The sequence below is a fragment of the Paenibacillus phyllosphaerae genome (assembly GCF_014192105.1).
GTDB classification, from domain to species: domain Bacteria; phylum Bacillota; class Bacilli; order Paenibacillales; family Paenibacillaceae; genus Paenibacillus_Z; species Paenibacillus_Z phyllosphaerae.
The window spans coordinates 39,599-53,809 of record NZ_JACHXK010000010.1; the positions used below are offsets into that span (position 1 = coordinate 39,599).

Sequence of the window (14,211 nt, forward strand, 5' to 3'; positions counted from 1 at the left end):
CCGAAGTGATTATAGGAAATTGTCGAATTTCGCAGTACAATTTTACTAGTTTTTAATAAGAACACGCGGGTCGGCTCGATATCCGATGTGTACAAGGGGAATTCAAGGTGAAAAGATCGCATACAAAACGAATGGCAGGCAAGCTCGCGGCAGCTTCGCTTGCTATTGCAATGACAGCAGCGCCGATCAACGTATTCGCAGACACGCCGGCTGCCGTTATTCAGAACGCATTGTCCGGTTATGATCAGGCTATTGCGAGGGCGCAGCAGCTCGGTATTCTGGTGGGCGATGCCAATGGCGATTTTCACGCCGAAGCTACGCTGACGCGCCAAGAAGCGGCGACGATCCTCGTTCGGATGTTCAAGCTCGACCATCCGGCGGCTACCGCTTCGAGCTTCAAGGACGTAGCGGTAACAAGCTGGGCTTCAAGCTACATCGAAGCGGTTCATAAAGCCGGTCTCATGAGCGGTGCGCAGGGCAGCTTCCGTCCGAAGGATACGCTGACGCGCGAAGAACTTCTCGCGACGATCGTACGCGGTCTGAAGCTTGACATGACAGGCAAAGGCGCCAACTTGACCGTGAAAGACGCAGCAAGCATTCAACCTTGGGCACGGGATTATATTCAGACGGCCATTGAGCAAGGGCTCGTCGTTACGGAAGACGGCAGCTTTCATCCGGAGAAGGCGCTCACGCGCCAGGAAACGGCGCAATACGCAGTATTTGCCGTGACCGACGAGCTACCGAAGCTGCAATCGATCGGTACGGAGTCCATTGTCGTTAACGGTCTAACGTATAAGTTTGCGGACAGCCTGAAGCCATTGTTCACCAAAGCAAACAAGGCGATTCTGGCGAATGCAGGCATCCGTTTTACCGTCGATAAAGATGTCATTACCAAAGTAACCCAGCTCAATATTGTCGCGGGCGGACAGGCTCCTAAGGAAGGCGAAGCGGAGTTCAGCGGCAATGCGGTTCTCGATGGCACCGGACTTACGGTTGGCGCCGTGAAGGTCAGCGCGGACTTCGTTACTATCAAGAACTTGAAGGTCGAAGGCGATTTCGAGATCTCGGTATCCGTCGAGCATGACTTCTACGGTTTGAATCTGGACATTGCCGGCACCACGAATGTGCTGGGCGGAGACAGCAATACGGTCGTATTCGATAACGGGAAACTTAATGGGCTGTTCATCAACAAGAAGGGCGTGCATGTAGCTCTCAAAGGCAGTACGATAGCGACTGGCATTACGATGAAAGCGAACGGCAACCTAAGCTCGGATCATGGACTGCCGGGCATTAATGTCGAGTCTGGCGTGTCGTCCTTGAAGCTTGACGGATCATCGACAGGCGTTACTTATTCAGGCGACGGCGATCTGGAAATCGGCGGCGAAGGCAAGTTAGACGAGCTCAGCACGACGGGATCGCCATCCATCACATTCACGGGGAAACGTTCGATTGGCAAGGTGAAGGTCGGCAAGCAAGGCACGGTGCTTAACTTCCAGCCCGGCAGCAGCATCAATAATATCGAATTGCCGGACGGCGTGACGCCGCAGAACGTCATTCCAAACTATGGCAGCACGATCGGCCAAGCTTCGTATGTGAACGGCGTGCCGACGTTTACGATGGCGACGCCGTCGACGTCGACGACCAAACAATCCAAGTATGTGGTTAACCGTGGGGCGCTGTATGAGGAGATGATGAAGTTTGCTAGAGTGATGGAATCTTACGATACCTTGTTGAACGTGGAGGTCGGAGAGTCAGACAAGCTAGAAGCACATGTGCGTGCGCTCGTCGAAAGCATCGATGCAATCTATAACATCTTCTTTGACCTTGATGCTACCTCTTCCGAGCTGAAGACGGCCCAAAAGAATATGCGTACCGCGTTGAATGCTTACATGTCGGTAGAAGGCGTGACGAAAGACATGCTTGCTTCCATTAAAGAAGATGCGCAATTGAAAGTGGCTGGCATTAAGGAAGCAGAGGTCGCACAAGGAACGAAACCGACTGAGGCCGGACAGTATCCTTACGGTGCTTCGAATGCACTGGCATCGGTGCTGAACTCCGCGCAGGTTCTGTTGGATGATCAAGCCGAACCCACGTCAGATGCGCTTCGCAGCATGGTGTGGAACGTTCTGGATGCATTAGCCGTTGCACAGAATAAAATGAAGGTTGAGGAGCTTCCATATATCTCCGAGATGCATGAATTTGCGGATGAAGAACGGCAGAAGCTTACGGAGGTAGCTGTACAATATCCCGGCTACACGAACAGCTTCGTTAACGCGGAATTGGATAAGTTTGCGGGATACGTCGATGAGCTCGCAGAGGCTGATCTGGATCTGGCGGATATTCAAGCCGCTAGTCTCCTTCGGCTGTATGTCATGATGTTGGACTACCAAATTGAAGCGAGCACGATTTATTATGTTGCCGATAAAGGTACGGCTGAAATAGCGACTAATCTGCCGGAAATTATGAGCGACGTACTATATAGCGAGACAACTAATGCTTTAGATGTCTTACAACCGTTCCTGGGCAAATTGGACTATATTCAAATGATGAGTCAGATCGAAAATGCCGCAGAAGACTTGAGTACCTCATACGAACAACTCGATCATGCTGCCCGCTATGTTGTCGCCCGCGGCGAGCTCTATGTGGAGATGCTTAAGGGAATTGATTATACCTCCTATTTCGGTTACGATTTGGCCGCGATCCTTGAGGGAGGAGAGGCAGACGAACCAACGGCGAATGAAGCCTCGATGATTGAAGCGTTAATGACCGCAGCTTCCACGATGTCGGATCTAGATGCGTCGTTGACGGAACTGGTCCAAGCGCGTAAAGATTTTGCTGCGGCAACGGATGTTTATCTGGCGTCTGAGCCGGTATCGGATGAAATCCTCTTGCAAGCGATTGGGGATGCGACAGATACGTACAACGCAGCGCTCAACAATGAAGCGGCCGAAGGGGAAGCCCGGAATGTCGGCCAGTATGCCTATGGCAGCGCGGCAACGCTCGAGCAAGTCATTACCGAAGCCTCCGCAGTCCTTGGAACGGATGCCTCGGAGACGACGCTGCGCGGTCTTCTCAAGAGCGTGGTAGATACCAACTTCACGATCAAGAATACGAAAGCGGTTGACAAAGAGACGGTTACTAGTCTGGAAGAGAGCATTACTTCCATTGAAGGATATCTGACTAGCAATGCGGATCATACGTCTGACGCTGCTCTGGAAGCCATATCGACACTTAAGGATTTCGTCTCCGCAGCCAATGCCATGTCGCAATTCGATTATAACGGAGCTGGCGTGTTCGAATTATTTGACCAGATGTACGTTAATATTTTGCTCTATGTCCATACCATGGTGGACACGGAAACCTATGAAATAGAGCAACGGCTCGAAGCGCTGCTTACGTCGAATCCATCCTATGAGACCGCTCCGTTGTACGTGGCTTTAAAAGAAGAACTGGATATCCTGAAGCCGATGATCGATGATCTCGATTACGGCAAGATGCCTGAATTCATGGCGCAGGTTGAGGTTGTTGAGGAAGCCGCTCAAGCATTCTGGACCAGCATAGGTCCGCAATAATAATCCCATTCTTCCCGAATAACGTTACGAGAGAAGGACTGTCCTCGCAGTCCTTCTTTCCTTTTTTCACGCGATTCACGCGTTTTTTGTCGCAAATTGGCTCAAAAACCTCGACGTAGCTTCGTATTTTGCTATAATGATAGAGAAAATTATCCATTAGCGAGGTAACAGATGAACGTAATGAAGATTGTTTCCGTTATGCTTATTGCCGTTATGATGCTAGGGGTGACTTGGCAAGTACAAGCAAAAGAGAGTTCAGTCGATTACTATAAGGTGTCCGTGGATTCCTTGAATGTGCGCAGCGATCCGGACAAGAACGGAGCGGTAGTCGCCTCCCTCGGCAAAGGGGATGTCGTCGCGGTCTCCACCGAGCAGCACGGCTGGATGAAGGTAGCTCTCAATAAGACAGCTGGCTGGGTAGCCGGCTATTATCTGGTCAAGACGGACAGCAAGTCTACGTCCGGCGGCAAGACGTCGAGCAGTTCGTCTGCGACTAGCAGCAAGCAGAAGACGGTAACGGCCGACTCTCTGCGCATGCGCAAAGGACCGGGCACGGATTATAGCGTGGTGGGCTCACTCGTCCGAGGCGAAGCCGTGACCGTGCTGACGAGCCAGTCGGGATGGTCGCAAGTAAGCGCTTCGAACGGCCAACGGGGCTGGGTATCGGAGCAGTATCTGGGCAGCGGAAGCGGTGGCAGCTCCTCTAGCGGATCGAGCAGTAGCTCGGGTTCGATTCGGGGCAAAGTGATCGTCATTGATCCGGGCCATGGCGGCGATGACCCCGGCATGATCGGCAAGAAGCAAGAGACGTTGGAGAAGGAGCTTAACCTGACGACGGCTGAGCTGCTGGCGGACCAACTGAAGGCCAAAGGCGCGAAGGTCATCCTGACGCGCACGGACGATTCGAAGCCATCGTTGTCTCAGCGGGCGCAGATCAGCGAGAATGCAGGCGCGGACGCTTTCGTCAGCATCCATTACAATTCCTCGACCAAGAAGACCTCCGGGACGCTGACCTTCTACAATAAGGAGAAGGACAAGCCGCTTGCCCGCGCGGTCGAAGCGCAGCTCGCGGATAGCGACATCGGCCTTAAGAGCAATGGTTACGCCTTCGGCGACTATCATGTGCTGCGCGAGAACGATCGGCCTGCGGTGCTCGTCGAGCTCGGGTTCCTGTCGAACGAGAAGGACGAGTCTGTCGTTCGGACGAGCAGCTACAAACGCAAGGCAGCCGCGGCGATTGCCGAGGGGCTTGAAGATTACTTCAAATAACGCGCATGAGCGCAAGATATAGCAAAAAGGCTTCGCTTGCCGGGCAGAACCGGTACGCGAAGCCTTTTTGCATGTAGCTTCAGAAGGTCAGAGAGCTGTGAGTTTCCGGAATAAGAATCGCGTTAGCGTACAGCCCGCACATAGATCCGGTCATCATGCTCTTCTACGGCCACCGGCGCTTCGAAGAAACCGCTGAGCACGTCCGCGGTCAGCATCGATGCCGTCTCGCCGGACTCGAACACCTCGCCGCGCCGGAGCAGCAGCGTATGGCCGAAGGCCGGAAGAATCTCCTCGGTATGGTGCGTCACGTAGATGAGCGACGGCGAGTCGGGCGCGGCGGCTAAGGCGTTGATGCTATCGAGCAGCTTCTCGCGCGAGAACAAGTCAAGCCCGTTGCAAGGCTCGTCCAGGATAAGCAGGCGCGGATCGGCCATCAGCGCCCGGGCAATGAGCAGCTTCTGCTTCTCGCCTTGGGAGCAGGTGCGGTATTCGCGATCCCACAGATGGCCGCAGCCAAGCGTGCGCATGAGCAGCTCCGCCTTGGCGAGCTCTTCCTCGGTGAGGCGCTCGTATAGGCCGATCGAGGCGTATTTGCCGCTGATGACGACATGTTGGGCACGGTCGCCGGCATATAGCTTTTCTTGCAGCGAGGAGCTGACCCAGCCGATCGAGCGGCGCAGCTCGCGCAGATCGACTTCGCCGTACCGGTGGCCAAGGACCGAGACGCTGCCTTGCGTCGGCCAGATATAGCCGGTGATGATGTTCAGCAGCGTTGTTTTGCCCGAGCCGTTCAGGCCGAGCAGCGCCCAGTGCTGCCCCTTATGCAGCGTCCAATGGATATTGCGCAGCAGCTCATTCGCGCCGCTCCGGTAATAGATGCCTTGTATGTCGATGACAGGGTTCAAGCTTGGTTCCTCCTTTTCTTCTATCGATGATCAGTCTATTATAGCGAATCACATGCGAGAAGGTCGACCGGCCGCGGCTGCCAAGAGGTGCTCATTCACATTGAACCCCATTCATGGTATACTACGAGACGGTTCAGACGACTAGAGAGGTTCGAGATCCTCCCTCTATAAAAAACTAAGGAGACTGACATCATGAGCGGAAGAAGCAAAGAAGAATTGCAGCAAGGCGGCATTACCCAGCTGGGCAACCAGGGCACGCAGTATCTGTTCGATTACGCCCCTGAGGTGCTGGAATCGTTCGATAACAAGCACCCGAACCGCGACTATTTCGTCAAGTTCAACTGCCCGGAGTTTACGAGCCTGTGCCCGATTACAGGCCAACCGGATTTCGCGACGATCTATATCTCGTATATTCCGGACATTAAGATGGTGGAGAGCAAATCGCTCAAGCTATATTTGTTCAGCTTCCGGAATCATGGCGACTTCCATGAGGACTGCATGAACATCATCATGAATGACCTGATTAAGCTGATGAACCCGCGTTACATTGAGGTGTGGGGCAAGTTTACGCCGCGCGGCGGCATCTCGATCGACCCGTATACGAACTGGGGACGCCCCGGTACGAAATATGAGCAGATGGCGGAGTACCGCCTAATGAACCACGATCTGTATCCGGAGAAAGTGGACAACCGTTAATTCATATGCAGGTAACCCAAAAGGCCGAACAGGAACGATCCTGTTCGGCCTTTTGGCGTTCGCGTCCAACGCTAGATGTAAATTCGCCGTACATCCACGTGCTGCCCTAGCGTCACCACGAGCGCAGAGGCGTGCAGATCCGGCTTGCGCGGCGTCGTAATCGCGGTGCCGAGCATATGCATACGCGTGCCTTCGGCGGTCAGTTCGCCCGGTATATGCAGATGTCCGGTGAAGACGTCGCTGACGTGCCCGCGCAGCGCCTCCGGGAAGAGCCACGGCGAGCGGCTCTGGACATATTTGGCCAGGTCGCGTCTGGCATCGACGGACAGGATTTGCTCCCGGACCTGCGGCTGATCGAGCGGTACATGCGTGAAGACAAGCTGCCGACGGTGGCGGCCGGTGACGGACGCCAGCCATTTCTGCGTACCCTCGGGTACGCCGCTTAAGGCGCTGTCGAGCAGAATGAGCCCTGTATCGCCCGCCTCGATGTAACGATTGTGCAGTTCGATGCCGCGCGCAAGCCATCCCTCGCGGGCAGCCTCGCGACCCTCTGCGGCGGAGAATTTCAAGATCGCGTGCTCCGTTCGGACGAAGCGCTGATAATCATGGTTCCCCGGCACGGACAGCCAAGGGCAAGGGAGCTCGTTGAGAAGGCCGATCGCGAAGTCGCGGTTCTCGTCGCTGTACCAGTCGACCATATCGCCCAGGCAAATGACGAGGTCGGGCGCTTCTTGGCGGATCAATCCGGATAGTTTGACGAAGGTGGGCCATGCGTCGGCGAAGAACAGCCGGCTGTTGCGAACCTCGACGAGCGGTTCGCGCGGCGAGATGGTATGCATGTCCGAGAATACGACGATTTTCATAAGAGCACCTCAATTTTAAGTAAGCGGATGAGCTCCGGCATGCAAGCGCCACGGTCTGCATGAATAATGGTTTGTGCGCGGGTATAGCGGCGCGCAGCATGGTTCAAAGAATAACGATTTACAAAATATTATAAGCCAACCTTACAATAAGTGGAACCGTTCATTTCGGCTGGCCGGCTTACCTCGCTTCAATGCTCCCGCTCAACCCCGTTCCGCTGCCGCTGTGCTTGGTCGGCGTACGCACATAATCGCCTTTGCCCGTCATATATTAGTAGCCCTACTAGCATTCATAGCTCGTGCCTGGACTTAAGATCCCGACCCGAACGATCGTTGCGCGCGTGAGACAAGCGAAGGGAGCGGATATCGATGAACGTGATGGACGAGATGGAGCGATTGTCGATCGAGCAATTGGTGGTCTGCCAGGACCGTGCAAGCGGGCTGCGCGCGGTGATTGCCGTACACAGCACGAAGCGAGGCCCCGCTTTGGGCGGGTGCCGAATGTGGGCGTACAAGAGTGAGCAGGAAGCGATTATCGACGCGATGCGCCTAGCCAGAGGGATGACGTACAAGGCCGCTGTCTTCGGTCTGGATTACGGCGGCGGCAAGGCGGTTATACTCGGCAACCCGGAGACGGATAAGAGCGAAGCGCTGTTCAAGGCGCTGGGACGATATATTAGTTATATGAACGGCCGATATATTACGGGCGTCGATCTGGGCACGACGGTGACCGATATGGACGGGGTCGGCAAGGAAACGATGTACGTGACGGATACGACGGGTTCGATCATGGCGACCGATGATTTCACGCCGGAGATGACCGCCTACGGGGTCTATCTGGGGATGAAAGCTTCAGCGGCTGCAGCGTTCGGATCGAGCAGCCTGCAAGGGCGCAAGGTTGCCGTTCAAGGTCTCGGGAAGGTGGGGATGCGGCTGTGCCGGTATCTGCACGAGGCGGGCGCAGAACTGCTCGTGGCTGATCTGGATGGTGGGCGTGTCCGCTCCGCGGCGATGGCGTATTCGGCCGATATCGCGCTTCCCGAAGCGATCATGCAAGAGCCTTGCGATATTTTCGCGCCATGCGCAATGGGCGGTCTGTTGAACGACGAGACGATACCGAAACTGCGGTGCGCGATCGTGGCCGGATCGGCGAACAATCAATTACTGGAAGAGGCTCATGGTCAGCTACTGTGCGACCGAGGCATCTTGTATGCCCCGGATTATGTGATCAATGCCGGCGGGCTGCTCATTACGGCCAGAGAGATCCAAGGCGGCTCGGCCGGCGATATGATGCGGAGCGTGGAGCAGATCGAATCGGTGCTGCGGCTCGTCTTCCGTTACGCAAAGAGCGCAGGGATTCCGACGAATCAGGCGGCTAACCGAATCGCCGAGCGCAATATTAAGCGGGCATGAATCGCTTGGCAGCCTCCTGCTGCGTCATTGCCCGAGCGCATCAAGTCCAGGCTCGAGGATGACGGAGCGTGGGCTTTTTGGGCTGCACGATGAATAAGGGCGCGTAAAGCGCGAGGCTCGTTTATCCTTTTTCGCCCGCGGGTATATACGACTTGTATCCAGTAGCTGGCAAGTCTAAAGGAGGAATTCATGATGGCTAAAGCAGTGTATGGTGTATTCGATACTTCGGCTGAGGTGCTCTCCGCGATCCAGACGTTACAGGCGAAAGGCTACAACAGCTATGATATGACCGTCGTAGCGGACAAGGAAGAATCGTGGGACGTACCCGACCTATACCGCCGGGCGAACGTGCAGACGATATCGGACGGCGATCGCGATGATTCGTTCCTCGATAAGGTGAAACGGTTCTTCACGGGGGACGAGCATGACGGCCTTCGCGACCGGCTGTATACGCTTGGTCTGACGGAGCAGGATACCGATACGTATTGGGAGGATCTGCGTCAAGGGAGATTCCTCATTCTAGTCGATGACGATAAAGGCATTATGAATAACCTGGTGACCGAAGAGGGCCGGACAAGCTACGCGGAAGCGGCGGCCGCAAGCGAGCTGCTGGTGGAAGAGGACACGAGCCGCAATACGCTCACCGACGACTTGTTCACGCCGGATCCCGTCACGACTGAAGTGACGACCCCGTATTCGGCTGTCGGCGAGTCGGTTCCGATTAGGCCGGACGTGGAGGACGAGCAGACGCTCCGCCTTCGCGAGGAACAGCTGAAGGTCGATAAGGAAGCGGTGCAGGCCGGCGAAGTCGTCGTGCATAAGAATATCGTGGAAGAGCAACAGACGGTCCATGTGCCGGTCGAACATGAAGAGGTCTACGTCGAGCGCCGTCCGGTGACAGGCGATCAGGCGGATGCGTTGCCGATCGAAGGCGAAGAGACCATCCGCATTCCGGTTACGGAGGAGCGGATCGAGGTGACGAAGAAGCCTGTCGTCACGGAGGAGATTGTCGTCGGCAAACGAACGGTGCAGGAGACCGAACAGGTACAGGACACCGTCCGCAAGGAAACGGTCGATGTCGACCAGAACGGCAATCCGATCGTTCGCGAGACGAATACGAATCGCTAATTCGGCTGCAACTATTAACAAAGCGAGCTCGCCTCAGGAAGAGGACGAGCTCGTTTTTTTTCTACCTATCGAACCTCTCAAGCTATCGTCAGTGAACCTGTCGTCTCCTAAACGTAAACATCCTCACAGCAACGCACATCCACCGATGAACGTATAACCAGCTATAAAGCCCGTGCGATTGGCTCAATGCATAGGCGCTCGAGTGTCATCGCCTATTGGTGCACGGATTTCCATACGATGGATCGGGCAAGGTTTAGAAGCGCGGGCCGGTTGTTATACTAATCCTAATAGATTACGAGTTTCCTAGAGGAGGGATATTCGAATGGGTGCGATGAAAATCGGCAGCGGTCTGCTCGTCGTGACGATGGCGGTAGGCCTACTGACGGCCTGTGGCCGGGGGCAGGCGCCGAACGTGATGAATACCGTCAGCAATAATACCGTAAGCAACACGCAAGGAACGGATGCTGGCGCCGTTAATGTGGAGGATGAAGCGCAAACGGCAGGGTTCGAGGTGCTGGCCGAGAAGCTGGAGACGCCATGGGCGATCGACTTCATCGGCGACACGATCTATATAAGCGAGCGTGCGGGCAAGATCGTCAAGGTCGATTCAGGCAAGCAGACGAGGCAGAACGTGAAGTTGTCCAAGGCGGTCCGAGCCGGGGGCGAAGGCGGTCTGCTCGGCTTCGCGCTGGCGCCGGACTTCCAGACGTCGAAGCAGGCATACGTCTATCATACGTACGAGGAGAACGGCAAGCTGTATAACCGGATCGTGCTGATTCGCGAGGATGATCAAGGAACGGGCTGGAGCGAGATGAGAGAGCTGTTGGGCAGCATTCCCGGAGCCCAGAATCATAATGGCGGGCGGCTGCTGCTCGGACCGGACGGCATGCTGTACGCGACGACGGGAGATGCGCAGGAGGAAGCCTCATCGCAAGACCGGAGCGCGCTGGCGGGCAAAATACTGCGGCTGAAGCCGGACGGCTCCATACCGGCGGACAATCCGCTGCCGGATTCCTATGTGTACTCATACGGTCATCGCAATCCGCAAGGCTTGGCCTGGAGCAAGGCGGGCCAACTATATAGCTCCGAGCACGGGCCATCTGGGGCGCCAGGCGGGCATGACGAATTGAATATCATTCAAGCGGGCAGCAATTATGGCTGGCCGGACATTATAGGCGATGAGAAGAAGGAGGGGATGGTAACGCCGCTCTATCATACGGGAGAATCTACGCTTGCGCCGTCAGGTATTGCGATTGCCGACAACGGAGACATTCTGGTGACCGGACTGCGCGGCCAATCTCTGGTACGCTTCTCGCCGGATGCCTCCAAGCAGGAGACGCTCGTGACGAGCGAGGGCAGGCTTCGGGATGTGAAGATCAAGGACGGAGCGATCTACGTCATCACGAACAACACGGATGGGCGCGGCGAGCCGGGCAATACCGATGACCGGCTGCTGCGCCTCAAGTAGCCCCGCCTCTTATAAGAGGACGTACATCATAATATCGTCGACATAACGGCCGCCGACATAGAACTCGTCGATGAGGCGGCCCTGCTCGATGAAGCCGCAGCTTTGATAAAAGGCAATCGCCTTCGTATTGGTCGCCATGACCCGTAGGGAGAGCTTATGTTTGCCTTGCTCGGCCGCATACGCCTTCGCGGCTTCGATCAGCTTGCGGCCGACGCCAAAGCCTTGATAGTCGGGATGTACGCCGATATCCAGCTGGGTGACATGCTGGTTGCTTGGCAGCGGCGTCGGTGCCCGGAATCCGACATAGCCGCAGACGAAGCCGTCTTTGGTCGCCACGATCTGCGTTCCGGGCGGATTCTGCAGCGCATATTCTTCGGCTGTCTTGCCCGCAAGTTCGACGGGGGCATTCGAATCGTTCCAGATGCCGCTGTTATCGATATCTACAAGTTGCTGCGCGTCTACGCCAAGGGATAGTCTAGTTTCAATCGTGCTCACGGTATTGGTTCCTCCATATCTGCATGACAGGGTGCGGTTCTCTCTTAACGAAAGAGCCCGCACCCTGTATCTTTTCATTATCGCCCTGCATTATGCACGCAGATCTCCCGCCGGCATCTCTACAGCTGCTTCCGGCTCGGACAGGAGGCCCATAGGCAGCGTGAAGTAGAACGAAGAGCCTTCTCCTTCTTGGCTGTCAACCCCGATTACGCCGCCCATAAGCTCAACCAGCTTGCGGCAGATGGCCAGACCCAGACCGGTGCCGCCGTATTTGCGGTTAATCGCCGGATGAAGCTGGGAGAAGGACTGGAAGAGCTGATCCTGCTGGGCAGCGGGAATGCCGATCCCGGTGTCCTCGACGCGGAACATGAGGGAGAGGCTGCCGGCTTCCGGTTGCCCGACTGGGCGAACCGTGATGGCAATCGTCCCGGAATCGGTGAACTTCGTCGCATTGCCGACGAGATTGATGAGCACCTGGCGCAGCCGGGCAGCATCACCCCATAGGATTGGCGGAGTCGATTCGTCGATGGAGCTCGTAAGGACGATGCGCTTATCGGCGGCCTTGACGGAGAATAGCGCAAGGATACTCTCGATCAAGGTTGCCAGATCGACTGGGCCATTGTCCAGCGTCATTTTGCCGGCATCGAGCCTGCTGAAGTCGAGTACCTCGTTCAAAATGTGCAGCAGCGAATCGCTGCTCGTGCGGATGATGTCGATGTACGATTGCTGCTCGTCGTCGAGCTCGGTCTCCGCGAGCAGATCGGTAATGCCGATAATGCCGTTCATCGGCGTCCGCAGCTCATGGCTCATGATGGCAAGGAATTCCGACTTGGCCCGGTCGGCTTGCTCGGCATGTTCCTTGGCGCGAATGATCTCCATCTCGCTCGTCTTGTCGTGGAACATAACGACCGCGCCGATCAGTTTCCCGTAGTCGAACAAAGGCGCTGCCCGGTATTCGGCAAGGAAGCTGGACCCGTCCTCCCGCCAGAAGACGCCTTCCGTGCGGGGCTGCGGCTCCCCGTTGCCGATGGCATTGAATAAGGGCGCCAGGCTGCCGTCGGCTGTCACCTGTTGGAAGCTGTGCAACCATGGGTGGTTCGCCATCTGCTCCTGCGTACAGCCGAGCATCTGCTCGCCGGCAGGATTGATGAAGATGCAGCGGCCTTCCAGATCAAGCCCGATAATGCCCTCGGAGACGGAATTCAAGATTAGCGCATGCTCCCGGCTCAGCTTCTCCAGCTGCTCGGTGTTGCGTTCGCGCTCGGTAATGTCCTGAATAACGCCGATAATCGTGACCGGCGTGCCGGAGGCGCCGATCGTCGGCTGCCACTGGGCATACATGATGCGGATACTGCCGTCCGGATGTAAGATCCGGTAGGTCGCATCGCCGCCGATCTCTATATAAGGCGCTTGGCCGATAAGTTCATAGATGCGCTCGTAGTCTTCGGGATGCACGCATTGCAGCAAGGTATCCATCGAATGGGAAGAGGATGGGATCTGATAGGCAAAAATGCGGCGAAGCTCCTCCGAATAAGTCAGCTGTCCGCTAATTAAATCCCAGTCCCAATGCCCCATATTGGCGAGCTGCTGCGCGCGTGCCAGCGTCTCTTCGTATTTTCTCCGCTGCGTAATATCCCGGCCGCTCGTGAGGACTCGAAGCGCCTCGCCTGTCTCCGAATGCCGGATGACCTGCGAGGAGAGCTCGAGCCATACGTAATGGCCTGCTCGATGACGGACGCGCCGGACGAATATATCCCGGTCGGAGTATGGCCGTTCCTTCATGTCATCGGCATCGCTCGGGTGATAATAATCGATCCGGCTGCGGCCGATCATCTCCTTGGGGTCATAGCCAAGCACGGAGAGCATCGACGGCGAGCTGTAGAGGATCGTGCCGTCCGGATCGCTGAACGTAACGAGTTCGGTCGTATATTCGGTAATCAGTGTTTGCAGGTTGAGCTGACTGCGCACCTGCTCATAGCGATGCTGCAGCACGGAGATATCCGTGGCTTGAATGACCGCATAGTCTGGCAAGGAGCCATGATCTTGCTCTTCCAAAGGCAAGAAAGAGATATGCAGCAGACACGGGGTAAGCCGGGTGTCCTTATGCAGCAGATTAAGCTCGATCTGGGCGGTCCTTTCGCTCAACAGTTGATCGATCAGCTCGGGATGATGGGTCGCTTTCTTGTCCTGCGGTACAGCAAGGTCCGTCCAGACGATTCCCTCCAGCTCTTCGGCCGTATAGCCGAGCAGACGGGAGCACGCGAGATTCGTATACCTAATCCGGCCGCTCGGCACATCCACGATTACGGAGGCAATCGGAGCATGCCGAAACACGGCCTCGAAGCTGAAATTCATGTTGTTCGATGAAGTCGTGTTCATCTTCATGCTGCCCCCTTTATCAACGT

10 protein-coding genes and 1 riboswitch are annotated in these 14,211 nt (G+C 56.0%); of the genes, 6 read left to right on the plus strand and 4 right to left on the minus strand.

Annotated elements, in window-relative coordinates:
• Nucleotides 1-107 precede the first annotated feature (107 nt).
• A complete protein-coding gene (locus FHS18_RS20075) occupies nucleotides 108-3,572 on the plus strand; it encodes an S-layer homology domain-containing protein (RefSeq protein ID WP_183601916.1) in 3,465 nt (1,154 codons plus the stop codon).
• Between the two features lie 171 nt (nucleotides 3,573-3,743).
• On the plus strand, nucleotides 3,744-4,841 hold the full coding sequence (locus tag FHS18_RS20080) for an N-acetylmuramoyl-L-alanine amidase family protein (protein WP_183601918.1): 1,098 nt from the start codon (nucleotides 3,744-3,746) through the stop codon (nucleotides 4,839-4,841).
• Nucleotides 4,842-4,963: 122 nt separating this feature from the next.
• Here the strand turns inward: FHS18_RS20080 and FHS18_RS20085 are convergent, their stop codons facing one another.
• Complete coding sequence (locus FHS18_RS20085) at nucleotides 4,964-5,746, minus strand: ABC transporter ATP-binding protein (RefSeq protein ID WP_183601920.1); 783 nt, start codon at nucleotides 5,744-5,746, stop codon at nucleotides 4,964-4,966.
• A 140-nt stretch (nucleotides 5,747-5,886) separates the two neighbouring features.
• Nucleotides 5,887-5,931, plus strand: a riboswitch (PreQ1 riboswitch).
• Nucleotides 5,932-5,938: 7 nt separating this feature from the next.
• Between FHS18_RS20085 and queF the strand changes: the two genes are divergently transcribed.
• The gene (queF, locus tag FHS18_RS20090; RefSeq protein WP_183601922.1) at nucleotides 5,939-6,442 is read left to right on the plus strand and encodes a preQ(1) synthase; all 504 of its coding nucleotides are present in this window, start codon (nucleotides 5,939-5,941) and stop codon (nucleotides 6,440-6,442) included.
• Between the two features lie 71 nt (nucleotides 6,443-6,513).
• Here queF and FHS18_RS20095 read toward each other — a convergent pair whose 3' ends face one another.
• Nucleotides 6,514-7,305, minus strand: coding sequence for a metallophosphoesterase family protein (locus tag FHS18_RS20095; protein ID WP_183601924.1), 792 nt, complete (start codon nucleotides 7,303-7,305; stop codon nucleotides 6,514-6,516).
• Between the two features lie 366 nt (nucleotides 7,306-7,671).
• Between FHS18_RS20095 and FHS18_RS20100 the strand changes: the two genes are divergently transcribed.
• From FHS18_RS20100 to FHS18_RS20110, 3 genes are all read left to right on the plus strand, one after another.
• Complete coding sequence (locus FHS18_RS20100) at nucleotides 7,672-8,715, plus strand: Leu/Phe/Val dehydrogenase (RefSeq protein ID WP_246427790.1); 1,044 nt, start codon at nucleotides 7,672-7,674, stop codon at nucleotides 8,713-8,715.
• A 189-nt stretch (nucleotides 8,716-8,904) separates the two neighbouring features.
• Nucleotides 8,905-9,843: a YsnF/AvaK domain-containing protein gene (locus FHS18_RS20105; RefSeq protein ID WP_183601926.1), complete on the plus strand. Its 939-nt coding sequence runs from the start codon at nucleotides 8,905-8,907 to the stop codon at nucleotides 9,841-9,843.
• 322 nt (nucleotides 9,844-10,165) lie between these two features.
• On the plus strand, nucleotides 10,166-11,311 hold the full coding sequence (locus FHS18_RS20110; protein ID WP_246427791.1) for a PQQ-dependent sugar dehydrogenase: 1,146 nt from the start codon (nucleotides 10,166-10,168) through the stop codon (nucleotides 11,309-11,311).
• Between the two features lie 9 nt (nucleotides 11,312-11,320).
• Here FHS18_RS20110 and FHS18_RS20115 read toward each other — a convergent pair whose 3' ends face one another.
• The gene (locus FHS18_RS20115; RefSeq protein ID WP_343060592.1) at nucleotides 11,321-11,806 is read right to left on the minus strand and encodes a GNAT family N-acetyltransferase; all 486 of its coding nucleotides are present in this window, start codon (nucleotides 11,804-11,806) and stop codon (nucleotides 11,321-11,323) included.
• 90 nt (nucleotides 11,807-11,896) lie between these two features.
• The gene (locus tag FHS18_RS20120; protein WP_183601930.1) at nucleotides 11,897-14,185 is read right to left on the minus strand and encodes a PAS domain-containing protein; all 2,289 of its coding nucleotides are present in this window, start codon (nucleotides 14,183-14,185) and stop codon (nucleotides 11,897-11,899) included.
• Nucleotides 14,186-14,211 lie beyond the last annotated feature (26 nt).